This is a genomic window from Curvibacter sp. AEP1-3, assembly GCF_002163715.1.
Taxonomy (GTDB): domain Bacteria; phylum Pseudomonadota; class Gammaproteobacteria; order Burkholderiales; family Burkholderiaceae_C; genus Allorhodoferax.
Window position 1 is genome coordinate 1598368 of sequence record NZ_CP015698.1, and the last position, 24296, is coordinate 1622663.

Annotated in this window: 20 protein-coding genes and 2 tRNA genes; 8 read left to right on the plus strand and 14 right to left on the minus strand. The window is 58.8% G+C overall.

All coding sequences use genetic code 11. The features are described 5' to 3' along the window. Positions 1 to 15 precede the first annotated feature (15 nt). The 7 genes from greB to AEP_RS07675 form a co-directional block, all read right to left on the minus strand. Positions 16 to 576 (minus strand): transcription elongation factor GreB, encoded by a 561-nt coding sequence (gene greB / locus AEP_RS07645; protein WP_087497241.1) that lies wholly within the window; start codon positions 574 to 576, stop codon positions 16 to 18. A 69-nt stretch (positions 577 to 645) separates the two neighbouring features. Then, positions 646 to 722 (minus strand) — tRNA-Arg (locus AEP_RS07650). Between the two features lie 99 nt (positions 723 to 821). Beyond that, positions 822 to 1697 carry a 3-keto-5-aminohexanoate cleavage protein gene (locus AEP_RS07655; protein WP_087494834.1) on the minus strand — a complete coding sequence of 292 codons (876 nt, stop codon included), beginning with the start codon at positions 1695 to 1697 and terminating at the stop codon, positions 822 to 824. Between the two features lie 8 nt (positions 1698 to 1705). After that, positions 1706 to 3682, minus strand: a complete 1977-nt coding sequence (locus AEP_RS07660) for an acetyl/propionyl/methylcrotonyl-CoA carboxylase subunit alpha (protein WP_087494835.1) — start codon at positions 3680 to 3682, stop codon at positions 1706 to 1708. Positions 3683 to 3818: 136 nt separating this feature from the next. After that, positions 3819 to 4694 (minus strand): enoyl-CoA hydratase/isomerase family protein, encoded by an 876-nt coding sequence (locus tag AEP_RS07665; protein ID WP_232459955.1) that lies wholly within the window; start codon positions 4692 to 4694, stop codon positions 3819 to 3821. A gap of 30 nt (positions 4695 to 4724) precedes the next feature. Further along, positions 4725 to 5879: an acyl-CoA dehydrogenase family protein gene (locus tag AEP_RS07670; RefSeq protein ID WP_087494836.1), complete on the minus strand. Its 1155-nt coding sequence runs from the start codon at positions 5877 to 5879 to the stop codon at positions 4725 to 4727. 45 nt (positions 5880 to 5924) lie between these two features. Beyond that, positions 5925 to 7547 carry an acyl-CoA carboxylase subunit beta gene (locus AEP_RS07675; RefSeq protein ID WP_087494837.1) on the minus strand — a complete coding sequence of 541 codons (1623 nt, stop codon included), beginning with the start codon at positions 7545 to 7547 and terminating at the stop codon, positions 5925 to 5927. A 157-nt stretch (positions 7548 to 7704) separates the two neighbouring features. Here AEP_RS07675 and AEP_RS07680 point away from each other — a divergent pair, with 157 nt between their 5' ends. Further along, positions 7705 to 8001, plus strand: coding sequence for an SCP2 sterol-binding domain-containing protein (locus AEP_RS07680; RefSeq protein ID WP_087494838.1), 297 nt, complete (start codon positions 7705 to 7707; stop codon positions 7999 to 8001). A gap of 8 nt (positions 8002 to 8009) precedes the next feature. Then, positions 8010 to 8486: a MerR family transcriptional regulator gene (locus AEP_RS07685; protein WP_087494839.1), complete on the plus strand. Its 477-nt coding sequence runs from the start codon at positions 8010 to 8012 to the stop codon at positions 8484 to 8486. A gap of 97 nt (positions 8487 to 8583) precedes the next feature. Here the strand turns inward: AEP_RS07685 and AEP_RS07690 are convergent, their stop codons facing one another. Both AEP_RS07690 and AEP_RS07695 read right to left on the minus strand, forming a co-directional pair. Continuing rightward, positions 8584 to 10542: an AsmA family protein gene (locus AEP_RS07690; protein ID WP_198301912.1), complete on the minus strand. Its 1959-nt coding sequence runs from the start codon at positions 10540 to 10542 to the stop codon at positions 8584 to 8586. A gap of 81 nt (positions 10543 to 10623) precedes the next feature. Beyond that, positions 10624 to 11010: a translational machinery protein gene (locus AEP_RS07695; protein WP_087494841.1), complete on the minus strand. Its 387-nt coding sequence runs from the start codon at positions 11008 to 11010 to the stop codon at positions 10624 to 10626. 199 nt (positions 11011 to 11209) lie between these two features. On the opposite strand from AEP_RS07695, the gene AEP_RS07700 reads away from it, so the two are divergent. From AEP_RS07700 to AEP_RS07710, 3 genes are all read left to right on the plus strand, one after another. After that, the gene (locus AEP_RS07700; protein ID WP_087494842.1) at positions 11210 to 11866 is read left to right on the plus strand and encodes an SPOR domain-containing protein; all 657 of its coding nucleotides are present in this window, start codon (positions 11210 to 11212) and stop codon (positions 11864 to 11866) included. A gap of 323 nt (positions 11867 to 12189) precedes the next feature. Continuing rightward, entirely contained in the window at positions 12190 to 13545 is a 1356-nt protein-coding gene (locus tag AEP_RS07705) for a tyrosine-type recombinase/integrase (protein ID WP_087494843.1), read from the plus strand. A gap of 256 nt (positions 13546 to 13801) precedes the next feature. After that, the gene (locus tag AEP_RS07710) at positions 13802 to 14767 is read left to right on the plus strand and encodes a helix-turn-helix domain-containing protein (RefSeq protein ID WP_157673077.1); all 966 of its coding nucleotides are present in this window, start codon (positions 13802 to 13804) and stop codon (positions 14765 to 14767) included. 19 nt (positions 14768 to 14786) lie between these two features. Here the strand turns inward: AEP_RS07710 and AEP_RS07715 are convergent, their stop codons facing one another. Together AEP_RS07715 and AEP_RS07725 are read right to left on the minus strand one after the other, a co-directional pair. After that, the gene (locus AEP_RS07715) at positions 14787 to 15428 is read right to left on the minus strand and encodes a hypothetical protein (RefSeq protein WP_157673078.1); all 642 of its coding nucleotides are present in this window, start codon (positions 15426 to 15428) and stop codon (positions 14787 to 14789) included. 259 nt (positions 15429 to 15687) lie between these two features. Next, on the minus strand, positions 15688 to 16563 hold the full coding sequence (locus tag AEP_RS07725; protein WP_232459956.1) for an HNH endonuclease: 876 nt from the start codon (positions 16561 to 16563) through the stop codon (positions 15688 to 15690). A gap of 423 nt (positions 16564 to 16986) precedes the next feature. Between AEP_RS07725 and AEP_RS07735 the strand changes: the two genes are divergently transcribed. Beyond that, on the plus strand, positions 16987 to 18699 hold the full coding sequence (locus tag AEP_RS07735; protein WP_087494848.1) for a replication endonuclease: 1713 nt from the start codon (positions 16987 to 16989) through the stop codon (positions 18697 to 18699). 587 nt (positions 18700 to 19286) lie between these two features. Beyond that, complete coding sequence (locus tag AEP_RS07740) at positions 19287 to 21110, plus strand: HEAT repeat domain-containing protein (protein WP_257789664.1); 1824 nt, start codon at positions 19287 to 19289, stop codon at positions 21108 to 21110. A 234-nt stretch (positions 21111 to 21344) separates the two neighbouring features. On the opposite strand, the gene AEP_RS07745 is transcribed toward AEP_RS07740, so the two are convergent. The 3 genes from AEP_RS07745 to hrcA all read right to left on the minus strand — a co-directional run bounded on the left by AEP_RS07745 (position 21345) and on the right by hrcA (position 23359). After that, positions 21345 to 21421: transfer RNA gene (locus AEP_RS07745), tRNA-Ile, on the minus strand. Positions 21422 to 21882: 461 nt separating this feature from the next. Further along, on the minus strand, positions 21883 to 22263 hold the full coding sequence (locus tag AEP_RS21340) for a BLUF domain-containing protein (RefSeq protein ID WP_087494850.1): 381 nt from the start codon (positions 22261 to 22263) through the stop codon (positions 21883 to 21885). Between the two features lie 91 nt (positions 22264 to 22354). Then, positions 22355 to 23359: a heat-inducible transcriptional repressor HrcA gene (hrcA, locus tag AEP_RS07755; protein WP_087497244.1), complete on the minus strand. Its 1005-nt coding sequence runs from the start codon at positions 23357 to 23359 to the stop codon at positions 22355 to 22357. A 40-nt stretch (positions 23360 to 23399) separates the two neighbouring features. Between hrcA and AEP_RS07760 the strand changes: the two genes are divergently transcribed. After that, positions 23400 to 24296: an NAD kinase gene (locus AEP_RS07760; RefSeq protein WP_087494851.1), complete on the plus strand. Its 897-nt coding sequence runs from the start codon at positions 23400 to 23402 to the stop codon at positions 24294 to 24296.

The following is a 24296-nucleotide window of genomic DNA, read 5'->3' on the forward strand; positions in this document are numbered from 1 at the left end:
AACGACTGGAGCCTTTCAGGCCGTCTTGGGCGCTGGGTACTGCACACGCAGCACCTCGATATCGCAAACCCGATCGGGCATGACCAACTTAAGCTCATCGCCCTCGCGGGCCTTGAGCAGCGTGCGCGCAATGGGCGAAATCCAGCTCACCTCGCCAACAGCACTGTTGGCCTCGTCAATCCCTTTGATGGTGATGGTGCGCTCCACATCCTGGTCGTCCACATAGGTCACCGTGGCGCCGAAGAAAATCTGCTCATTGCCGTGGTGCAGAGAGGGATCTGTCACTTCCGCAATCTCCAGACGCTTGGTCAGGAAACGGATGCGTCTGTCGATTTCACGCAGGCGCTTTTTGCCATAGAGGTAATCACCGTTCTCTGAGCGGTCGCCATTGCTGGCGGCCCAATGCACGATGTCCACAATCTTGGGGCGCTCGTTGTCGATCAGGTCGAGCAACTCGTCGCGCAGTGTGGCGAAACCTTGGGGGGTGATGTAGTTTTTGCCACCGGCTGGCAGTGCAGGCAGTTGCAGCTCATCGTCGTCTGCACCATCGGACTCTTTGGTAAAAGCCTTGCTCATGGATGTGCCCATTTGGGAATCAGAATAAGAAAAAGGTCTGCAACCTTGCGATTGCAGACCTTTACTTTTTGGTGCGGCTGGCAGGAATCGAACCCACGACCCCTTGGTTCGTAGCCAAGTACTCTATCCAGCTGAGCTACAGCCGCTAAGCTTCGTATTCTAGCACGCTTTTTTTCGTACTATCCGGAAAGACCGGAGAAACTTTTTCAAACGCTCTTTTCTGCAGCATTCGGGATGAACGTATTCTACCCTGCCCGCAGACCCAAAATAGCTCTCGCCTCCGAAGGATTTGCAATTGTTCTCCCAGCGCGCTGGGCACACGCTGCCAGCGCTTCGATGAGCACACCATTGCCGGCAGCGCGTGCACCATCGGGTAAGTAGAAGGTGTCTTCGAGACCGGTCCGCAGCATGCCTCCCAAATCGGCAGTCTTCTGGTGCACCGGCCAGATCTCAGAGCGGCCAATCAAGGTGGTTTGCCACACACTGTCGGACGCCATGTACTTCGGCAAGAGTGAAAGCAAATCTGCATCGCAGGGCATGCCGGAAGCCACACCCATCACCAGGTTGTATTCCGCCCGGCCCATGTCGGGCTTGAGCATGCCGTTCTTCAAATACATGGTCACCGACCGGACGATGCCCACATCAAAGCACTCGAACTCGGGATGGGTGCCGCACTCCTGCATCACATCCAAAAACTGCTGCACCTTGGCCACCGGGTTGTCAAACACCATGGGCGGCCAGGCCCAGCTGCCGTCTTCCTTGAGCTTGAGGTAATTCAGACTGCCCGCGTTGCAGGCGGCAATCTCGGGCTTGACGCGGCGTATGCAGTTGAGCGGCCCGCTGATGTCTTTGCCCACCACGCCGGTGGTCAGGTTGATGATCACGCCCGGGCAGGCCTCGCGAATGGCATTCACAATGCTTTCGGCTACATCCGGGTCCCAACTGGGCATGTGCCCCAGGCCGTCTTCTTGCATGCGCATATGGATGTGCATGATGCTGGCGCCGGCATTGAACGCATCGCGAGCCTCCGCCGCCATCTGGGCGGGCGTGACAGGTACGGGGTGCTGCTTGGGGTTGGTCAACACGCCGGTCAAGGCGCAGGTCAATATGGCTTTGTCCATGGGATTCCTCAGTGTGTTTCAGTGGGGGCCACATCCGCCCCGGGGCTCAGCTCCACCAGCACCGCGCCGGCTTCCACCTGCTCGCCTGTAAGAGCATGTACCGCCTGCACTTGGCCGGCCTGTTCGGCACAGAGCCACATTTCCATCTTCATGGCCTCCACGCAGACGAGTTGCTGGCCCTCTCTGACCGCGTCGCCCGGCGCCACCAGCACCTGCGTGACCTTACCGGCCACTGGCGATAGTGCACGGCTGGCATCTTTCAAAGCATTGGCATCGGGGAAGGCCGACACTTCGCTGAACACATGGCTGCAGCCCGCATGCGCCACATGCCACGCACCGGCAGCCGACACGGCAATGGCGGTCTGCGCCACACCGTCCAGCTCCAGACGCAGAACGGCGTCTTGCCAAGCGATGACGCGGGCCTGCGCTGTCACCCCATCCATGGTGATGGTGGTCAAGCCTTGACCATCGCTGCTGATGCGCACAGTGCGCACCACTTCACCGCACTGCAACCGCACGCTGTAGGCCGACACACTGTTGGCCCGCCAGCTGCTGCCTTGCTGCTGCGCCAACGCCAAGGCAGCAACTTGCCAGGCCGCCATAGAAGGCACCGGGACTTGCAGCAGCGGCTCACCCTGCTCCAGCCACTGGTCGATCAGCGTGGTGGTCATCCGCGCTTCGCGGAAGGTCGGGTGATCCACCAAGTCGCTCAGGAAACGACCGTTGTTCTTCAAACCCAGCAAGGGCGCGTTCGCCAAAGCCGCGCGCAGTCGGCGAATGGCATCGCTGCGGTCACGCCCGTGCACGATGACTTTGGCCACCATCGGGTCATAGAACGGCGAAACCACACTCCCTTGCCGGATGCCATCGTCAATACGTACGCCGGGCTGCAACGCACGCTCGGGCTGCCAATAGACCACGGTGCCGGTCTGCGGCGCAAAGCCGGTGTACGGGTCTTCCACATACAGGCGTGCCTCGATGGCATGGCCACTCAGGCGGATGTCCTCCTGCCGCGCCGGCAAGGGCTCGCCCGCTGCTACTTGCAGCTGCCACTCCACCAGGTCGAAACCGGTGATGCATTCGGTAACCGGATGCTCCACCTGGAGGCGCGTGTTCATCTCCAGAAAGTAGTGTTTGAGGTGCTCATCCACAATGAACTCCACCGTGCCCGCACCGCGATAGCCCACCGCCAGCGCCGCGGCCACCGCATCGCGCCCCATGGCCTCGCGCATGGCGGGGCTGACCACCGGGGACGGCGCCTCTTCAATCACCTTTTGCCGGCGTCGCTGGGCCGTGCAGTCGCGCTCACCCAGGTAGACCGCGTTGCCGTGCGCGTCCGCAAACACCTGTATTTCAATGTGGCGGCCGTTGTCTATCAGGCGTTCCAACATCAGGGTGCCATCGCCGAATGCGCTAATGGCTTCCCGTCGGGCGCCCTCCAGGCCGGGCTGCAATTCGGCGTCGCTGCCGACCAGTCGCATGCCCCGTCCGCCGCCACCGGCCACGGCTTTCACCAGCAGCGGGTAGCCCAGTTTGTGGGCCTCCTGCGTCAGTACTGCGTCGCTCTGGTCCGCACCCAGATAGCCCGGTGCGCAGGGCACGCCGGCTTGCAACATGCGCTGCTTGGCCAAGGCCTTGTCGCCCATGGCGGTGATGGCGTCCGGCGGCGGACCGATGAACACCACGCCCGCATCGGCACAGGCCTTAGCGAACGCAGCGTTCTCGCTCAAGAAGCCGTAGCCGGGGTGCAAAGCATCTGCGCCGGTTTTGCGCGCGGCTTCCAGAATGGCGTCTACCTTGAGGTACGACTCGGCGGCGGGCGAGGGGCCGATGTGCACGGCCTCATCGGCCAGGGCCACATGGGGTGCGTCGCGGTCGGCATCGCTGTACACGGCCACGGTTTGGTAGCCTAGTTTGCGGGCTGTGCGGATCACCCGGCAGGCGATTTCGCCGCGGTTGGCTATCAAGATTTTGCTGAACATCATGCGCCCTCCTCCTGTGGCGCCTGCGGGGCAATGCGCTTTGCTTCGTGTCCCCCGCCCGCTGCGCGGGCTCCTCCTTGACCTACGCAAAGCGCATTGCCCCACAGGCTTGGAGTCGCGTTGTTGGTTGACCAAAATTTCATGTCATGGCCCATTTGGGTTTGCGCTTTTGTATGAATGCAGTCATGCCCTCTAGGCCCTCGGCGCTTTGCGCTGAGTGGGCGAATACGGCTGCGGCTTGCTCCACCAGATCAGCAGCCGGGCTAAAGCGCGCTTGCTGCATCAAGGCTTTGGTGGCGGCCAAGGCGCCGGGGGCGCAGGCCAATATGTCGGAGAGCACGCGGTTCAGTGCATGGTGCAGTTCGTCAGCACTGCACAGCTCATGCACCAAGCCCATTCTGTGCGCCGCAGCGGCGTCCAAGCGCCCGCCGGTCACTGCCAAGCGTTTGGCTTGCGAATAGCCCAAGCGCTCGACCAGAAACGGGGCGATTTGCGCGGGCACTACGCCCAGCGACGTCTCGGGCAGGCGGAACGAGGCACTGTCGTCCGCCAGCGCCACGTCGGCCACACAGGCCAGGCCGAAGCCGCCGCCCATGACCGTGCCTCCCAGCACGGCCACCACGGCCAGCGGGGTCTGGGCGTAGGCCACGCACAGGCGGCCGAAGGCGGCGTTCACCTCTGCAATCGGGTCGGGCGCGCCAGCCTCGCGCTGCATGGAGCGCATGCGTGCGCCAGCCATGTCTTTGAGGTCCGCACCCGCGCAGAAGTGCCCGCCTGCGCCGCGCAACACCACCACGCGCACAGCGCCTTCGTTGCCTGCGGTGGCCTCAGCCGCCTGCAAAGCTTGTTGCAGCTCGGCCACCATTTGCAGGGACATGGCGTTACGCGCCTCAGGCCGGTTCAGGGTGATGTGCAACACCGCCCCCACCTGATCTGCGCGGATATGCCCGTAGCCTGGCGCAGGCGAATTTGCTCCTCTTTCAGGAGCTGCTTGCGCACTATCCATGGGCGCCATCGGGCTATTTGACTCAGAAACCTGCATAGCTCAGGCGGCTTTGCCGGGCAAGGTGCCTTCGAGCTTGCAGATGATGCCCAGCATGATTTCGTCCGCACCGCCGCCAATCGAGATGAGGCGGCTGTCGCGGTAGGCCTGCGAGATCGGATTGTCGGCAGTGAAGCCCATGCCGCCCCAGTACTGCAGGCAGCTGTCGGTCACCTCGCGACTCAGGCGGCCCGCCTTGAGCTTGGCCATGGAGGCCAGCTTGGTCACATCCTTGCCGCCCACGTACTGCTCCACCGCGCGGTAGGTGAGCGCGCGCAGGCACTCCACCTCGGTGCGCAGCTCGGCCAAGCGGAAATGCACCACTTGGTTGTTGAGGATAGGCTGCCCGAAGGTCTGGCGCTGGCGGGTGTAGTCGATGGTGAGGTTGATCAGGTTGTCCAGCGAGCGCAGGCTGCTGGCCGCGCCGTAGAGCCGCTCCTCCTGGAACTGCAGCATCTGCAGCATGAAGCCCATGCCCTCCTGGCCGATCAGGTTGCGCTGCGGCACCCGCACGTTGTCAAAAAACAGCTGCGCCGTGTCGCTGCTGTGCATGCCGATCTTCTCGATCTTCTGGCGGGTAATACCCGACGCATCCATGGGCACGATGATGAGCGACTTGTTCTTGTGCACCGCACCTTCGCTGGTGTTGGCCAGCAGACAGCACCAGTCGGCTTGCATGCCGTTGGTGATCCACATCTTGGAGCCGTTGATCACGTAGTCACCGCCGTCTTTGCGGGCTGTGGTTTTGAGGGCGGCCACATCCGAGCCGCCGGTTACCTCGCTCACGCCGATGCAGCCCACCATGTCACCTGCAATCGCAGGCGCCAAGTACTGGTTGCGCAGCTCGTCGCTGCCGAAGCGGGCCAATGCCGGCGTGCACATGTCGGTCTGTACGCCGATGGCCATGGGCACACCGCCCACATTGCAGTCGCCCAACGCCTCGGCCATCACCATGGAATAGCTGAAGTCCAGCCCCATGCCACCGAACTCGGTGGGGTACTTAATGCCCAGCAGCCCGAGGTCGCCCATCTTCTTGAACAACGCACGCGCCGGGAAAATGCCCGCTTTCTCCCACTCCGCAGTGAAGGGGTTGATCTCGTTAGCCACAAATTTGCGCACCGTGTCGGCAATCTGGGTGTGCTCGGAGGTGAATTTCATGGGGTGTCCTCGGGTCGTTGTAATGCGTGAGTCGGGCAGCCGCGCTCAGAGGCGAGCCACACCAAAAGTGTTGGCGTTCAGCCGGCGGTCAGCTGCCTCGGCAGCCAGCGCGAGACACAAGCCCAGAATGCGGCGGGTGTCTCGCGGGTCGATGATTCCGTCATCCCACAAGCGGGCCGTGCCAAAGAGCGCTGCGCTCTCTTTTTCCAGCCGCAGGCGCAGCCCGTCGGACATGGCCTTGAGCGCCTCGTCATTCGCCTCCATGCCCATACGCTCCACCTTGGCGCGGTTCACGATGTCCATCACCTTGGCGGCCTGTGCTCCACCCATGACCGCGGTGCGCGCGGTGGGCCAGCTGAAGATAAAGTTCGGGTCAAACCCGCGCCCGCACATGCCGTAGTTGCCCGCGCCATACGAGCCGCCCAGCACCACGGTGAACTTGGACACGCGCGCGTTGGCTACCGCCTGAATCATCTTGCTGCCGTGCTTGATGGCACCATTGCGCTCGGCCACCGAGCCCACCATGTAGCCGGTGGTGTTCTGCAAAAACAGCAGCGGCGTGCCGCTCTGGTCACACAGCTGGATGAACTGCGCCGCCTTGGTAGAGCCGGCGGGTTGAATGGGCCCGTTATTGCCCAGAATGCCCACCAGCCGCCCCTCGATGCGGGCGTGGCCGCACATCATTTCGGGGGCGTAGCCGGCTTTGAACTCCAAAAAGTCCGAGCCATCCACCAGCCGTGCAATCACCTCGCGCACGTCGTAGGGCTCGCGCTCATCGGCAGGGACGATACCCATCAGCTCCTGCTCGTCAAACAGCGGTGCTGCAAAGCCAGCGCCCTGGGCTGGAGCGTGTGGTGCAGTGTCCCAGTTGATCTTGTCCATCAGCTCGCGGGTCAGGGCGATGGCGTGGGCGTCGTCTTCAGTCAGGTACTCACCCAATCCGGTCACTTGCGCATGCGTCTCGGCGCCGCCCAGCTCGTCGTCGGTGCAGTCCTCGCCGATGGCGGCCTTCACCAGTGGGGGGCCCGCAAGGTAGATGCTGCTGCGCCCGCGCACCAGCACCACGTAGTCCGACAAACCGGGCAGATACGCACCGCCCGCCGTGCTGGAGCCATGCACCACCGAGATTTGCGGAATGCCCGCGGCCGACATGCGCGCCTGGTTGGCAAAGCTGCGCCCGCCTTCCACAAAGATTTCGGACTGGTACATCAGGTTGGCGCCACCACTCTCCACCAGGTAAATCACCGGCAGCTTGTTTTGCAGGGCCACCTCCTGGGCGCGCAAGGCTTTCTTGAGGCCCATGGGAGCCACGGTGCCGCCTTTGACCGCGCTGTCGTTCACCGAGATCAGGCAGCGCTTGCCCGCCACGGTGCCAATGCCGATGATGGAGCCGCCACCCAGTACTGCCTTTTTGCCGTCGTCGTCATGCATGTTGAGGCCTGCCAAGCGGCTCAGCTCCAGGAACGGCGAGTTGCGGTCCAGCAGGCGGGCCACGCGTTCACGCGGCAGCAGCTGGCCGCGCTTCTCAAACTTTTCGCGCTTGCTTTCCGACTCGGCAATCACCATGTCCTGCAAGCGCTGCACCTCGGCCAGCAGGCCCTGCATGCGCTGGGCATTGGCGGCAAAAGCATCGGAGCGCGGGTTGATCTTGGAACGCAGGGCAGGCATAGGTCTGAGCTTTCTGAGTTGCTTGCCGCATTAGAGGCTAGGGTGACGTTAACGTCAATCAGTTGCCGTATAGGTGTTTTCACTATGCCTTACGTTATGCTCGGCCACTACCATCCGCCACGGTCCATTCGATTTACCCGACACCGGAGAACACAACATGTCCCTCGAATCCGCAACCCAAGCCATCCGCGCCAAAGTGGGCGACGACAGCGGCCTCAACGCCACCCTGAAGTTCGACATGGGCGCTGACGGCGTCATCGTCATCGACGGTGCCAGCACCCCCAACACCGTGAGCAACACCAACACCGATACCGACTGCACCGTCGGCATCACCCTGGACAACCTGCAAGCCATGCTGGACGGCGACCTGGAGCCCGCCACCGGCTTTATGGCCGGCAAGCTCAAGGTCAGCGGCGACATGGGCGTAGCCATGCGCCTGCAACGCGTGATCTGACCCTGCGCATGGCCAAAAACGCCCCTGTGCCCGACGCACTGACCGACGCGCAAGCGTTTGTCGACTCCCACCGCGACGAGGGCACCACCGAACTCTTCGGCATCACCGAGCTGTGCCGTGAGTTCGGCATCACCCTGCGGGCGCTGCGCTTTTATGAAGACAAGGGCCTGCTCGCCCCCCGCCGGGTGAACGGTGCCCGCGTCTACACCCGGCGCGACCGGGCACGGCTGGCCCTGATCCTGCGGGCCAAGGCCATCGGCTCGCCGCTCTCAGAAATAAAAACCTATCTCGATTTGTATGGCGACCATGGCGAAGGCCGCGCCCAGCAGCTGCAGTACGTCATCACCCGCACTGACAACGAGATCACCGAGCTGGAGAAAAAGCGCGCCCAGATCGACGCCACCTTGGCTGAGCTGCGCGTCATCAACGGCAGCTGCCGCGCCCTGCTAATCGAGCGCCAGCGCAAGCCCAAGGCCAAAGCCTGATCACTCAGGGTTGAATGCCAAATAGGCCGCCAGCGCGCATGGAATATGCGCGGGCAGCTCCTAAATCAGGAGCAAACACAAACTCACTGCGCGCTGCTCACTTGCCCAGCAGGCCCTTGAACAGGTCTTTGGCCTTGTCTTTCACGGCGTCTTCGACCTTGGTCTTGATTTCCTGCTTTTTCTCTTCCACCTTGGCTTTGGTGGCGTCCTCCAGCATGGCGCCGAACTCAATCTTGTAGCTCAGCGCCTCAAACGGGCCGCTCAGGCGCACCGGCACGGTCAGGCCTTTGAGCTGGTTGGCGTCTTTGCCGCCCTGCCCTTCGCCGCTGGCCACCACCGTGGCTTTGGCCAGGTAGTTCATCTGGCCGGCCCCCACATCGATGTCGCCTGCACCACCCAGCCGGATGAAGGGGGACTTCATGCTCAGGTCGTCGTTGCGGGCTACGCCGTTGGCGATTTTGAAGCTGGCAGTCAGCTCCGAGAAGTCGGTCTTCTGGCTCGCATTGGCCGCCTGGGTGGTGTCCGCCTGGCCCAGCTTGGCTTTCACATCGCGCAGGCTTTGCGCAAGGTTGATGCCCTTGATGGCGCCGTCTTTCAGCGCCAGCGCGGCGTTGCCGCCCAGCGCTTTTTTGAATGCACTTACCGTCTCGCCGCGGGTGTTTATGTCCAGCGTGATATTGCCGCGGCCTTCGAGCATGTCTTTGTCCAGCAGATCTTTCATCAGCGGGTTGATGCTCACGCCCTGCAGGTTCTGGCGCAGGGCGATCTGGTTGCCATTGGCGTTCACCGACACGCTGCCGCTGGTGCTGCCTTCATAGAGCTTCATGCTCAGCGGCGCCACATCGAGCTTGCCACCGGCCAGCGCCAGCTTGGCGTTGATTTGCGCGAGCTTGAGCTTGGCCACCTGCAGGCTGCCGATGCGGATGTTGCCCTGCACCGTGGGCCCTTTGAGTGCAGCCAGGTTGATGGGCGCCTCTTTGCCCGCGGCCTCTTTGGCAGGTGCCTCGCCAGCGGGTTTGGGCGGCAGGTATTTGTCCACATTCAGCTGGTCGATGTCCAAGTCAAAGCCCAGCGACAAGGGTGCAAACCTGGCCACGTTGAGCTTGGTGGCGATGTTGGATTCATCAAACTTGGTAGCCAGCGCCAAGGCCGCGCTTTGCTGCGCCAGGTTCACCTGCAGGCTGCCGTTCAGCGGCAGGCTGAGCTGCTTCATGGGCATGTCGGGGTGGGCGAGGTCCAAGCTGCCGGTGAGCTTGCTGATACGGATGGCGTCGGCATTGCCCTCCACCCCGCTAAGCACCAGCTTCAGCAGCGCGCTGCGGCCGCTGCCCTGCACACCCGCACTCAGGGTGACTGCCTCGCCGCTGGAGCGGGCGGGCGACAAGGCCAGCTTGGGTGCGTCCAGTGCGAGGCTAAAGCCGTCGACCCCGGCCTGGCCTTTGATGGCGAGGCTCAGTTTTTCGATGTTGGCCGTTTTGGCGCCTGTATCCGCCTGCACATGGCCGGTGGAGAGGCTCAGGTTGTTGATGTTGGTGGTGCTGCCAGCCTGCTCGTCGCGCCAGGTGAGCTGGGCGTCAGCAATACGGATGGCGGCCACGTCGATCTTGAGGGGCTCTGCTGGCTGCACAGGTGCATTGACTGGTGCGGACTGGGCGCTTGGGTCGCCCAACAAGTCGGCAATGTTCAGGCTGCCATCTTTGCGCTTGATGAGGGTGGCCTTGAGGCCGGTTACGTCGAGGGCGTGCACTTGCACCTGTTTGCTCAGCAGTGGCATCACCGCTACCGACACGCGAGCCGACTGCAGGGCCGCAAACTCGGTGCTGCTGCCACGCTCCGAGAGGGTGACCCCGTCAAGCTGAATGCCCACATCCGGCCACACCGAGAGCTGGGGCTTGCCCGCAATCACCAGCGTGCGCTGCTTTTGCTCCAGCACGGTGCGGCTGATTTCGGCCTTGATCTTGTCGCCGTCAAACAGCGCAAACAAAGCGCCCACCGCCACGGCCAACAGGCCCACCACCGCCAGAACCACCCACCCGACTATGCGAAGCGCTTTCATGCCTACCCCTTTATGCCAACCACCACCATGGTGCGCGGCCATTCTAGGGGGGCCGGTGGGCCGCGTCGGTGCGGCAGGGCTTCAGGCCAGCATCGGGTCTTTGGTGATGAAGTACTTGCGGGCGTAGGCCACCAGCTGGGCGTCGGTGGGGTGGTCAATGCTTTCCACACCCACCACCTTGTTGCCCACCTGCGGGTCGTGGCTGTGCAGGTGCTTGAGGAGCTGCAGCTTGGCTTGGGCCGGGCCCACCACCAAAATTTCTTCAGCGCCCTTGAGTGCCTCGGCAATGGCGTGGAAGTACTGCTTGTCTTCGGCGGCCTTGCCCGAGCCCACTACGCCGCTCTTGGCGTGCACATGCGAATGCGGGTGCTTGGGTCGCACGATGGAGGCCTCCACATCGTCCGGCGCAATGTGCATGACGTGCGCCTCCGAATGATCCAACCAGACAACTGCGTGGTAATGCGACATGGTGTTTCTTTCTGTGTGTTGAACAACACCTCCAGCGTAGGCCGCTGGCGGCCGCAGGTGTTGCGCTGGGTCAAGCCGCACGCAGACGGTGGAACCATGCTTTACATACAGTACATTTTGAGGATTGCGCCGGCACGCCCCGTGCATGCGGTGCAGCAGTCACCCCATGACCCCGTTTTAACGAGAAAGCAGCAGCCCTATGTCTTCTGTGCCCCACCTGCCCATGGCCCCTCACCCCCTGCGCACCGGCCGCACCCTGCTGGCCGCCGGCCTGCTGGCCAGCGCGCTTTCCGGCTGCGCCATCTGGCCCAAGGCACTGACGTGGGGTTCTGACGACGCACCGCCCCCGCCTGCTGCCCAACCTGTGGCCCCCCCACCCGCACCGCCTGTGGTGGCGGAAGAAGCGCCCAAGCCCAGCCCGGCCCCCGTGCCCGTGAGCACCGCCGACACCGCGCCGCTGGAGCCCCAGCCGGTCATGAAGTCCACCCCCGTGATGGCACCACCCGAACCCGCCGTGGCCGCCAAATCACCCACCAAGGGCAAAGAAAAAGCCGCTGCCCACGCAGGTGCTGACCACAAAGCCAGCGCCAAAGCAGCCGCCCCCAAGTCCAGCGGCGGCGACCTGGTGCCCGGCTTCTATATCAACGTAGGTTTGTTTGCCGTGCCCACCAACGGCACCAACGCCTTCCGCACCCTGGAGAAGGCCGAGCTGCCCGTATTCACCGATGTGGTGAAGAGCAAAAAAGGCCCCCTCACCCGCGTGCGCGTAGGCCCCTACCTGAGCAAGGCCCTGGCCGATGCCGCGGCCGAGAAAATCAAGGGGATGAAGCTGGAAGCGGTGGTGTTTCAGCACTGAGGTGCTGATGCGTTGATTGCTTCAGCGCGCAATGAAAAAAGCCTGTGGGTCGTGAGACGCACAGGCTTTTTGTTTGTTTGAATGGTAGGGCGTGAGTGACTTGAACACTCGACCAAAGGATTATGAGTCCTTATCTGACGGTATTTTCCTGTGTTGAATTTTGTTGCGCAAAACCGCGTTTTCCTCTGAAAATACCAGGGAAGTAGCCACTTTCTGTTTTTCGAGTGTTGAACAGAATTTGCCAAAAATGCATGTTTTTGGCTACATGGTGGCTACATGGCAACCAAAGGATTCATGATCCTTCAACCAGCGAGAACCAAAGGATGAGCCGTCCTTTAAAGAGTGCCGCGGTAGATTTGAGCGAACCGCAAGACCTGACCGCAGGCCTGATCGAGCGCTTGCAATGCCCGCCAGGAAAAGCCCAGGCCTTCCTGCGTGACCGCAAAGCCCCTGCCCTGCGCGTACGCGTCACCGCCAATGGTGCCAAGGCCTATGTGTTTGAGGCCAAGCTCGGACGACAGACAATTCGGCGCACTATTGGCGACATCCGCAGTTGGACCATCGAAGGCGCCCGCACAGAAGCCAACCGCCAGCGCGTACTGATCGACCAGGGTAACGACCCACGCGAAGTCGAGCGCGAACAGACCGCAGAACGCGTCGCCCGCGCCAAGAAGGCGGTGGCTGAATCCGTGAGCGTCGAGGCTGTCTGGAACGAATACCTAGCAGCACGTCGGGACCGGTGGGGCGATCTGCATTACCGCGACCACGTTGCCAAAGCCAAGGCCGGGGGTATCAAGGCCATACGTGGGACCCGCGGTCGCAAGGAAACTATCGCAGGACCACTCTACCCGCTGATGCAGCTCAAACTGAAGGATCTGACACCCACCGAACTGAGTGCCTGGGCAGAGAGAGAGACTGCCAATCGACCAACCGCGACTCGCCTGTCCTGGCGCTTACTGCGTGGTTTCTTAAGCTGGTGCAGCGAGCAACCCCAATATGCCAAGGTCCTGCCTGCGCAGAACCCCGCAAAGGCCAAAGTCGTACGCGAGGTCCTGGGTAAGGCCAAGGTGAAACAGGACTCGCTGCAGCGCGAGCAACTCGCAGCCTGGTTTAATGCTGTGCGCCAGCTCTCCAACAACCTAGCTGCTGCTTACCTCCAGGTCCTGCTACTGACCGGAGCCCGCCCCGGTGAAATCCTGTCCTTGCGGTGGAAAGACGTCAACCAGAAATGGCAAGGTCTCACCATCCGCGACAAGGTCGAAGGTGAACGCGTCATTCCACTTACCCCCTATGTCGCCTACCTGATCGATGCCCTGCCTAGGGTGAATGAATGGGTTTTTGCAAGCCCCTCGTTAGAAGACAAGATGAAGAAGAAGGCCATGAGTACGCCTCACAAGCAGCACGAAAAAGCGTGCAAGGTCGCAGGTATTGAAGGAATGACTCTGCATGGCCTGCGCCGATCCTTCAAGTCGCTGACCGAATGGCTTGAGATACCGGCAGGAGTCGTCGCACAGCTCATGGGGCATAAACCCAGCGCGACTGCAGAAAAGCATTACACCGTGCGCCCCCTTGATTTGCTGCGCGTTCACCACGAAAAAATCGAGGCCTGGATTTTGGAACAAGGCAACGTGTATTTTGTACCTCTCGCCGCTCCAAACCGCCTGCGCGCCGTGAAGTGACGTGACCTAAGGACACGGTACCCCACATCCTTTAGGAAACGTTCCTAAGAGAGATTCCTTAAGGAAGATGTCCTTAGGGATTGTTCTCAGGTCCGCGCCCATGAGCACCCCGCCAATGGGAGAGTGCGCATTGGAACCCATCTCATTGGACACCTTCCCAACGCCAACCTTTCTTTAATTGGCGCCATCTATCATCGAGAATCAACGTAAAACAGCGCCCTACCAATAGAGGCCAACGATATTCAAGGAGTCAGCGATGCCAGATCAATCGGCTCGCCCAGGATCAACTGCAGCGCCAGCCACAAGACCCTACAACTCTGCGGTCGAGGCGATCCTGCTCTATTCGCATCCAATGATTACCCTAGCCGAGGCAGCTGCCGCCATCGCCAAGATGAATGGTCGCCCAGCAGACGCACACACTAAGAAGGTCATCGAGGAGGTTGAAGCACAGCGAACAAAGTTGCTTGCCCTACCCGAACTCGAATTGCGCAAGTTGCACCAGCAAGTACTGGAGAAGCAAAAAGCACAGCAAATAGCTAGGGCCGCTGCTGCCAAGGCAAAAAAGGCAGCCAAAGAGGCAGCTAAAGAAGCCGCAAAGTTCTACAACCGACCATCAGCAAATGCCGACTTTGCCTTTTGGACAAAGGTCGAGTACTGGAAATTTGACGAGGCGCTCGCCCTCTTGCTCGCAAAAGACCCAAAAGTCTTGACGTGGGCCGCAATGAAGCGTGAGCTGGAACCTGAGACAAGTTTCTTCTTTGCGCAAAGTGAACCCGCCGTACTCCCCGAATTCGTTCACCGGTATCAGCAACTCCGAATACTGGCTGAACGCTCCAGCGCAATGAAACCTGCTCAGCTTAAGCCGGCTGATGTCATCGCGTGGGCACATGACATTCAGGCAGTAGACATTCCGCCGGCGCTGCAATCACTTCTGCCAACAGCTAATGCCGAAACATCGCGCCAGGTCGATCTTCTAAGCCCTGCAAATGAAGAGATACCGATGCCGCTAGAAGTTCATAGTGAACCTTCGGAAGGCACTTCAAAGAAATGGACGACTGAAAAGCTCCAAGTACTTTCAGCCTATCGCGACCAACACGGAACCAGGGCTGCAGCAAAGCAATTTGGAATTTCGGATGCCAGAGTTCGGCAACTGCTACCGATGATGAATTCAAGCACTAAGAAGTCTCAAAAACTTGGCGTCTGGACTGGCTTGAAAAAGTAAGCAGAGTTTCTGCTGATCTTCAAATGACAAGTTCCTGGTGTGCTCCTGTGAACTTGTCGAAGTATTCGAATGCGACACGTTGCCTTGGGTATCCGGGGAAGAAGCGACAAAGAACACGAAACATTTCCTCCTTGCTAGGTAGTACGGCAATGACCTGACCCGCAAATTCATCCGCCATCTCCAGCAAACCATACCGATTGAGATAGTCGCCCAGCATTGCAACCTGAGGGGAGTTGGGTAGAACATGGCGTAAGAATGTCCAATGAAGGCAGCCAGCCAGAGCACGCTCCTCCTCTGGTGCATCAAGAAGACCCAAGCAAACATTCGCCATAACTGCTTCCCAATGCTCGCGGCGTTCTGGGTGAAACTGGAGCTCCGCAGGGACGATAACGATATGCTCGAGGGCATTGTCCAATGCGCCCAGAGCGTCTGAAAAAACTGGATCCCAAGGCTCCTGTTCAGCCAAAACTAGCCGCGGAACGCCATGGCCATGGATCCGCTGTACGTGCAGTACCTCATGTCGAACTGCGCCATCGGGAAAGTATCCGTTGCTAGGCGCGAACAGTCGAACGCTACGGGCGTTTATTTCGACAGCCAGATACCCTTGCCCACCAGATCCACCACGGCTCAGTTTGGGATCCAACAAGACTAGGATTTTCACACCCGCTAGTGTCTCCACTTCATGGATGAACTCTTGGACTGGTCCGCTGAGAAGATCTAGGTACTCTTGCTGCATTGGTCACAGTTTGCATTGGTTCAACAAATCGATCCTTGACCTTATTGCTACCCCTACCCCTAGGGATACGGATACGGATACGGATACGGATACGGATACGGATACGGATACGGATACAGATACAGATACAGATACAGATTCGGATATAGCAACGGTTAGGGGTACTGGTACGGGTAACGAATGCCTATTTCTCTAACTGAGCCAAGTGACCAATCAAACGCCGATTGATTTCCTTGCCGTTTTTTCCGTAATGTATTTCGCGATGGCAGGTTGGGCAAAGTGCCGCTACATAACGAGGATGGTCCACACCGCCATCAGATAACCTCGTTGTGTGGTGAGCCTCCAGATAAGGTTCGCCATCCAAACCGAAAAAGGGGGCCGGTTTCGTACAGGCCTCACACCTTCCCTCAGCTCTCAACAACACGTAGTCTCGTACAGCCTTGCTGCGCTCGTACACCGTACGTACGGCCTGGGCTCCGGCAGGGCCAGCTACTCCCGTACAGGCTTCTAAAGCCTTCTTCCTTGCTTCTAGTTTAGAAATCGGACTTGAAGCTTGAGCAGAAATTGTTGGCGCATCTTGCTTGGCATCTACTCGAAGCAAGTGAAACACAATGATGTCGCGCTCAGTCTTTTCGCGATCTGGACCTCGACGAATGGAGTAATTCGCCATGACGAACTCGCCCATGTAGCGCTGCGGCTTGCCTTTTCCAATTGATCTAAAGAGGTAAAGACCACGACCATCTGCAGCATGGTCGCGAATAGCGCGGTTTCCCGCCTTGAACTTCATATCTCCGACTTGACCCTCCCCTGTATAGGAAAAGACGTCAGCTGAATCAAAGTCGTCGCGATATCCGAATTGCTCGCCAGAGTCGCCAGTGAACAAGAAGATTGCTGGACATGCGGCCGAGGTTGAAACTCCACTTTGCCGACTACCGCCGTAGTTCAGGTGTATTTCGTTTAGACGGTTGTAGTTTTGGCCAACTACAAACTGTGGGACTTCCCCTGCACGTCTAGGAGGAGCTGGCCCATCCAAAAGCATCGATTCGTTTTCTTCACTCATGTCTCCCCCGCCCTGAATAGCAATGTTTCGATTGATCTTAGCCGTACTTTCGTCTGACTCCCGCAACCGTAAGGGCTAACGCACGCTTCAAAATCTCTAGGTTTCATGCGGGTTCGCGAACCGTAAGGCCCTTACGCCTTGACCGTAAGTGGGGTTGCGCCCTGAGAGTTCTGTCCATGTTCAACAAACCCAAGAGGTTTACACATGGCCACAAATCAAGTTCATTGCGTTCCTTTGGCCCGTGAGATGCGTTCCAGCCTCAGCACACCAGAGGCTGCATATCACCTGAACCGTGCTCAACAAACACTGCGCTTATGGGCAATGCGCGAAAACGGACCGCTTCGCCCCATACGCGTTCACGGACGTCTTGCATGGCCTGTGGCCGATTTGCGCCGAATTCTGCAAGTCACGTCCGACGTCTAAATGCATCAAATGCACTGCCTTCGCACACCGACGGACGCGGAATGGACCTATGGCAGGACCTCAAATCTACCGCCCCGCTGGGAATCCAGACTTCTGAAGGCATGGAAACGACGCAGCAAGTCTGATTACTACGGTGCCAACGTCGAACTGCGAGAGACAACCGAGTCACTGCTTCGAGTTCGCATTCCCCTGGATGCATCTGATGCCGATGTATGTGAAGCTGCCAAGTTACTGGCGGAACGATGCGCAGGGAGGGCTGAGCTATTCCATACCGCTGCTGAGTTGCGCGCGGCTATGGAACGTCTATGTAATGGACAGGGAATCACTCCCCCACCGGAGAAGACTCGGAATGGGCCTGCGATTTCGCGCATGTGTTGCCCACTTTGGTGGCGACGCAAGTTACGAAAGCATCAAGGTCATACCGTTGAAGCAGCCGCAATTCGCCTGGGCTTTGTCAACAGGCTCCGCGATCTTTATGTGAGTAATGAGCGATTGCGCGCTCGTATTCAACAGAACCAACGCAATACCGCAACCCTCGAGGCCACGATTGCCACCAATGAATATGGGCAACATTTCACGTTGGCCGAATTGGCGGCCAAAGGAACGGCCAACAAGGCTATCCGCCGGGCTGAGCTCATGACGCGGATTTCTGGCTTTGAACGCCTCGCCTTGTCCATGGGACATGTTGGCCAATTTATAACCATCACTTGCCCAAGTCGATTTCATAGGTTCTTGACTGTCAATAACGGGGCCATGGTGGTGGACAACAAAAACTACGATGCAGCTGAGAATCCAAAAACTGCGCAGAGGTATCTCGCCAAAGTTTGGTCACGGATCCGTAGCCACCTTGCACGCCAAGGCATTGCTCTATACGGCATCCGGATTGCGGAGCCGCAACACGATGGCACTCCCCATTGGCACTTGCTGGTTTTTTGCCTCAAGGAATCAGTTAGTCGAGTTCAAGAGATCATGAAAAAACACGCGCTGAACGACAACCCGAATGAACCTGGTGCACAGGAACGTCGCTGCGACTTCAAACTGATGGATCCTGCAAAAGGCAGTGCCGCAGGCTACGTGGCGAAATACATCGCCAAGAATATTGACGGCCAATATGTTGGCAATGATTTAAACGGGCAACCTGCAACAACGACTGCGATTCGAGTGGAGGCCTGGGCCACCACTTGGGGAATTCGCCAGTTTCAGCAAGTAGGGGGACCTCCCGTCGGTGTTTGGCGCGAACTGCGACGCATAGAAGCACTTCCGGCGAATGCACCTGCACACCTCAAACGCGCACACGATGCCGTAAACAAGATCGCTGTGATCGAAGGTCGCGATAACGCATCAGCAGCATGGGATGAATACTGCCGCGCACAGGACGGTCCATTCAGTGGTCGGCGGGCACCAATCAAACTGGCAATGTACAGCTCTGAAAAGCTTGGAATGTATGGAGACCCAGCGTCTCAGAAGCCATTTGGGGTTGAAACAACCGCCTTTGAAACGTACGCAGATCCCAACTCCGCTGGCAATTCATTGGTCCGTGCCGTTTACTGGGTCGTTGAATCGAAGCGCCTGACCTGGGAGATCACCAGCCGGAATAACCGCCCAGCACTTATCGGGGAACAATTTGCTGAGCGGATGCAGTCCGATCAGCCTTGGACTAGTGTCAATAACTGTACGGAGAGGAAATTTAATCTAGAGCAAGTTACTTTCTAGAGGAGATCCGCAATCCATAATGGAGGTAACAGCTGTAACCTGAAACAGATCAGCCCTACAGAATGAATCTATATGTCCAAAATATGCGAGGGCTTCGTTATTCTAGGAATCTGAGTTTTCAATGTTGATACTGCAACTAAGTCGAGTGAAGACCTCTGGGCTCCAAATGTAATGTTTTATACAGATATTCAAACTGGACTGCCCAGCCAACAGAGAATTCCAAGTAGATAAGTTCTGTATGAATCGAGCTATGGCACGTATTCAGGCCTATTGGTGACAATATTTATATGAACACTTACTGCATCAACGCCAGATTGGGTCGTATGGCGGTCGCAATGTGCATTGGCCTGCTTGCCTTCTGTAATTCAATTGCCTCACCCACAACTAGCACAACTCAAGTTGAGGTGGAAAGAATTCAAGAGCAGTTGCGCGCGCTCGACAAAGAGCAAGCGATTCTTACAGCAAAGATCGAGGCACAGAACAATCGCCTCTCTGACCTGAGCTTAGCTGCCACACAGCAAGGCAATCACCTCGCAGCCGCGTCAAATCAGACCACAATGCTGGGCAACCACATCAGCTTGACAGGAATGGCAATCACGGTTTTAGTCGCCGCCGCAGGCCTTATCACCTACTTTAGTGCTACTGCTAGGGCGAAGGCCGAGGCAAATCAAGCCGCACAAGCATGGTTCGAAGAGAATGCCACCCGACTAACTAAAAAAATTGCTGATCTCGAGACCAAGGCTGAAAATGCCACTCAAGCAATCGTCGCGCATGAAGACAGAGTGGCCCGAACCGCCACTGCGGCAAGTGCGCATATTCAAAGCAATTCAGATTCCATAACCGCAGCTGCAGCGACACTGCTAAGGCCACATGACAAATCTGGCAATAACGCAACCGACCAGGCAGCTGCTGATCAAGTTGCCCAGATTAGCGAAGATCTCAAGTTAAAACCGGAATCTAGTTTTTCGAGCTCGGACCATTTCACGCGCGGCTTGGCGTTCTTCAATTCCGAGAATTACACCGGTGCTCTGCAGTCTTTTCAGGCTGCGGCCAGCGACCAACAGTCGGAAGATGCAGATCAGGCAAGGTATATGTTTGCCCAAGGAGTTGCACTGAACCGATTAGGGCGACAGAAAGAAGCGATAGTCGTGTATGACAGACTAGTTCAGCACTTTGGCGACAAAAGCAGTCCGGGCGTGCGCGAGCAGGTCGCAAGGGCGCTTTTCAATAAGGGCGTGGACGTAGCAACGCTGCATGGCCCTGAGCAGGCCATTGTTGTGTATGACGCGCTGGTGCAGCGCTTTGGCGATGACAGCAGCCCGGGCGTGCGCGAGCAGGTCGCAAGGGCGCTTTTCAATAAGGGCATGGACGTCGCAACGCTGCATGGCCCTGAGCAGGCCATTGCTGTGTATGACGCGCTGGTGCAGCGCTTTGGCGATGACAGCAGCCCGGGCGTGCGCGAGCAGGTCGCAAGGGCGCTTTTCAATAAGGGCTTGGACGTCGCAACGCTGCATGGCCCTGAGCAGGCCATTGCTGTGTATGACGCGATGGTGCAGCGTTTTGGCGATGACAGCAGCCCGGGCGTGCGCGAGCAGGTCGCAAGGGCGCTTTTCAATAAGGGCATTTACGTCGCAACGCTGCATGGCCCTGAGCAGGCCATTGCTGTGTATGACGCGATGGTGCAGCGTTTTGGCGATGACAGCAGCCAGGGCGTGCGCGAGCAGGTCGCAAGGGCGCTTTTCAATAAGGGCTTGGACGTCGCAACGCTGCATGGCCCTGAGCAGGCCATTGCTGTGTATGACGCGCTGGTGCAGCGCTTTGGCGACGACAGCAGCCCGGGCGTTCGCGAGCAGGTCGCAAGGGCGCTTTTCAATAAGGGCTTGGACGTCGCAACGCTGCATGGCCCTGAGCAGGCCATTGCTGTGTATGACGCGCTGGTGCAGCGCTTTGGCGACGACAGCAGCCCGGGCGTTCGCGAGCAGGTCGCAAGGGCGCTTGTTAATAAGGGCATTAACGTTTCATCGCTGCATGGCCCTGAGCAGGCCATCGCTGTGTATGACGCGCTGGTGCAGCGCTTTGGCGATGACAGCAGCCCGGGCGTGCGCGAGCAGGTCGCAAGGGCGCTTTTCAATAAGGGCGTGGACGTCGCAACGCTGCATGGCCCTGAGCAGGCCATTGCTGTGTATGACGCGCTGGTGCAGCGCTTTGGCGATGACAGCAGCCCGGGCGTGCGCGAGCAGGTCGCAAGGGCGCTTGTTAATAAGGGCATTAACGTTTCATCGCTGCATGGCCCTGAGCAGGCCATTGCTGTGTATGACGCGCTGGTGCAGCGCTTTGGCGATGACAGCAGCCCGGGCGTGCGCGAGCAGGTCGCAGCTGCCTTGACCCAAAAAACCAAATTGGTCACTTAGGTATTGCATTTCGTCAGTGTTACAACGAATTTGCCTTCAACTCCCTTTCCTAAAAGAACGAGGCCAGACCGTCCGCTACTGTCAGAATCATGAGCCTGGTATTGTCATTTTTGATTGACTGACAGACTATCCAAGAAAATGGCTGCAGGTCTTATTCGGCTACACAAGGGCTACACAATCAAGAAAAAGCAAAAGCCTGCTATATAAAATATAGCAGGCTTTCCTTTACTACATTGGTAGGGCGTGAGTGACTTGAACACTCGACCAAAGGATTATGAGTCCTCTGCTCTAACCAACTGAGCTAACGCCCCAACCGAACCGCAGATTGTAACTGGCTCCAACTAGCCAACTCTCATTTCCACTACTTGAAGCAGCTCCATAGAGCTTGATATTGGCGCGATAACACCGGCACGAAAAGACGTTGCGCCGCTGTCACCGAGACAGTAGTCACATCCAAAACGCAGAAACATCTTCAGCATTCGGTCAGTGCCATTAAGGCAGTTCCTTAGCTAAAACAATTTACGCACCATAGCGAACGCAACACCAAATTCGCCGCGCCGATCTTCCTCGTTTTTAACGTCCGGTGTTTAACATCGCAAGAGACCCCTCTCAGCCAACCGTTGTGGCCGATCATGAGTTCGCGCCTATGTGCGAATTGTGTTTCTGCTTGATGAAAGTTCGTAGCCGAGTAGTCTGCGAGATCAGATAGACAGAGTTGGATTCCGTGCCGTCTGAACTCGTAAACCCTCGTTCCTTCAGTCGGATCGCACGCTCAGGTGCTGATACACATCGGGACAATAGGTGACTGAGTTTCGCCTTCGATGGGGAAAAATCCCTGCATGCCGTGAACGTAGTGTGAGTTGTAAGAGGAAAATGCCATACTCCAAGCTGGGAAACGACGCTCATTGGCAGCGTGGCGCACCAAAAGCTCAAGGTTATGGTGCCGAGTGTCTCGCAACAGACTCTGCCAAATAAGCTCCACGTGGATAGGGGGACCTTCCAGACACTGGGTGAATTGACCATTCATGAACAGGAGATGCCCTGTAATGCTCAAGCTTGCATTGCGTGACTGCGCCTCAGTGAGAAGCCGAAACAAAGCTAAGGAGCCAAACTCTTGGGATGCAGTGGAGTGGTACACGATGCGCTCGAACATGGCGCGGAATTATCGGAAGATAGTCTTTCTCCAGATTGACAATGAACCACTCGACTCATGAAACCGTGGCACCGCGGCGCCCGAAATTCGCCTATTTGTGGTGGCTCAGTGCGTTGCTCACCAGCTTGGAGGTGATGTCCACGATCTGGATCATGCGGTCATATGCCATGCGGGTGGGGCCGATCACGCCCAGCGTGCCGACCACTTTACCGTCCACCTCGTAGGGGCTGCTGACGATGGACAGGTCTTCAAACGGCACCACCTGGCTCTCGCCCCCGATGAAGATGCGCACGCCTTCGGCCTGGCCGGTCACGTCCAGCAGGCGCATGAGCTGAGCCTTTTGCTCAAACAGTTCAAACGCGCGGCGCAGGTGGCCCATGTCGCTCGAAAAGTCAGACACCGACAGCAGGTTGCGCTCACCCGAGATCACCACTTCGTCTTGCGCCTCGGAGATCACTTCCGAGCTGGCATTCACCGCTGCCTGCATGAGGGCGGCAATTTCACCACGCAGGCTTTCCACCTCGCCTTGCAGGCGCTGGCGCACTTGCTCGATCTCCAGCCCCATGTAGTTGCTGTTCAAAAAGTTGGCCGCCTCGGCCAGCTGGCTCTGGGTGTAGTCCACCTCGGTGTAGATGACGCGGTTTTGCACATCGCCATCGGGCGCCACGATGATGACCAGCAACCGCCGCTCCGAGAGGCGCAAAAACTCAATATGCCGGAAGGCCGAAGTGCGGCGCGGCGCAATCACCACACCTACAAACTGCGACAGGTTGGAGAGCAGGTTCGCCGCGTTGCTGATGACCTTTTGCGGCTGGTCAGGCGCCAGGCTGTGCGCCGTCATGTGGCCCTGCTGCACGGTGAGCATGGTGTCCACAAACAGGCGGTAGCCGCGGGCGGTGGGAATGCGCCCGGCCGAAGTGTGGGGGCTGACGATGAGGCCCAGGTCCTCCAAGTCCGCCATGACGTTGCGGATGGTGGCGGGCGAGAGATCAAGGCCGGACTCTTTGGAGAGCGTGCGGCTACCGACGGGCTGTCCATCGGCGATATAGCGCTCTACGAGCGCCTTCATCAACATCTTGGAACGTTCATCGAGCATGCCGGTCATTTTAGTAACCTATTTAGTGTCTAATTTGCGCATGTTGTCCCAATTTAGGCATGTCGCTCTGATCGGCAAGTACCAAACCACCGGCACCAGCGCTGCGGGGGCCTCGTCCCGCAAATCGCTGGACGAGATTGCCCATTATTTGATGGACCAGGGCTGCGAGGTGGTGATCGAGGCCGACACCGCCGCCAACACGGGCCTGAGCAACTACACCACCATGGATGTGGACGGCATTGGCACCCATTGCGACCTGGCCCTGGTGGTGGGTGGCGACGGCACCATGCTGGGCATAGGCCGCCAGTTGGCGCGCTACCAGGTGCCGCTGATCGGCATCAACTCCGGGCGGCTGGGGTTTATTACCGACATCCGCTTCGAGCAATACAAAACCACGCTGGCCCCCATGCTGGCCGGCCACTACGAGGTGGACGACCGCGCCCTGATGCGCGCCCGCGTGATGCGCGACGGCCACTGCGTGTTTGAGGCCGAGGCCATGAACGACGTGGTGGTCAACCGAGGCGCTACCTCGGGCATGGTGGAACTGCGGGTAGAGGTGGACGGGCACTTTGTGGCCAACCAGCGGGCGGACGGGCTGATCATCGCCTCGCCCACGGGCTCAACCGCTTATGCCATGTCGGCCGGAGGGCCGCTGTTGCACCCCTCGATTGCCGCTTGGGTAATGGTGCCGATTGCGCCGCATACCTTGTCAAATCGGCCGATAGCTCTCGCCGACAGTGCGCGGATAGCTATCGAAATCGTAGCAGGGCGCGATGCCAGCGCCAACTTTGACATGCAGAGCCTGGCCAGCCTGATGCACGGCGACCGCATTGAGGTGACCCGCTCGCAGCACAAGGTGCGCTTTTTGCACCCCAAGGGCTGGACCTACTTTGACACCCTGCGCCAGAAGATGCATTGGAATGAAGGGGTGGCGTAA

Coding starts and splice junctions, on each gene's coding strand:
- greB (WP_087497241.1), bottom strand. CDS start 576: ATGAGCAAGGCTTTTACCAAAGAGTCCGATGGTGCAGACGACGATGAG.
- AEP_RS07655 (WP_087494834.1), bottom strand. CDS start 1,697: ATGGACAAAGCCATATTGACCTGCGCCTTGACCGGCGTGTTGACCAAC.
- AEP_RS07660 (WP_087494835.1), bottom strand. CDS start 3,682: ATGATGTTCAGCAAAATCTTGATAGCCAACCGCGGCGAAATCGCCTGC.
- AEP_RS07665 (WP_232459955.1), bottom strand. CDS start 4,694: ATGGCGCCCATGGATAGTGCGCAAGCAGCTCCTGAAAGAGGAGCAAAT.
- AEP_RS07670 (WP_087494836.1), bottom strand. CDS start 5,879: ATGAAATTCACCTCCGAGCACACCCAGATTGCCGACACGGTGCGCAAA.
- AEP_RS07675 (WP_087494837.1), bottom strand. CDS start 7,547: ATGCCTGCCCTGCGTTCCAAGATCAACCCGCGCTCCGATGCTTTTGCC.
- AEP_RS07680 (WP_087494838.1), top strand. CDS start 7,705: ATGTCCCTCGAATCCGCAACCCAAGCCATCCGCGCCAAAGTGGGCGAC.
- AEP_RS07685 (WP_087494839.1), top strand. CDS start 8,010: ATGGCCAAAAACGCCCCTGTGCCCGACGCACTGACCGACGCGCAAGCG.
- AEP_RS07690 (WP_198301912.1), bottom strand. CDS start 10,542: ATGAAAGCGCTTCGCATAGTCGGGTGGGTGGTTCTGGCGGTGGTGGGC.
- AEP_RS07695 (WP_087494841.1), bottom strand. CDS start 11,010: ATGTCGCATTACCACGCAGTTGTCTGGTTGGATCATTCGGAGGCGCAC.
- AEP_RS07700 (WP_087494842.1), top strand. CDS start 11,210: ATGTCTTCTGTGCCCCACCTGCCCATGGCCCCTCACCCCCTGCGCACC.
- AEP_RS07705 (WP_087494843.1), top strand. CDS start 12,190: ATGAGCCGTCCTTTAAAGAGTGCCGCGGTAGATTTGAGCGAACCGCAA.
- AEP_RS07710 (WP_157673077.1), top strand. CDS start 13,802: ATGCCAGATCAATCGGCTCGCCCAGGATCAACTGCAGCGCCAGCCACA.
- AEP_RS07725 (WP_232459956.1), bottom strand. CDS start 16,563: ATGAGTGAAGAAAACGAATCGATGCTTTTGGATGGGCCAGCTCCTCCT.
- AEP_RS07735 (WP_087494848.1), top strand. CDS start 16,987: ATGCATCAAATGCACTGCCTTCGCACACCGACGGACGCGGAATGGACC.
- AEP_RS07740 (WP_257789664.1), top strand. CDS start 19,287: ATGGCAATCACGGTTTTAGTCGCCGCCGCAGGCCTTATCACCTACTTT.
- AEP_RS21340 (WP_087494850.1), bottom strand. CDS start 22,263: ATGTTCGAGCGCATCGTGTACCACTCCACTGCATCCCAAGAGTTTGGC.
- hrcA (WP_087497244.1), bottom strand. CDS start 23,359: ATGCTCGATGAACGTTCCAAGATGTTGATGAAGGCGCTCGTAGAGCGC.
- AEP_RS07760 (WP_087494851.1), top strand. CDS start 23,400: ATGTTGTCCCAATTTAGGCATGTCGCTCTGATCGGCAAGTACCAAACC.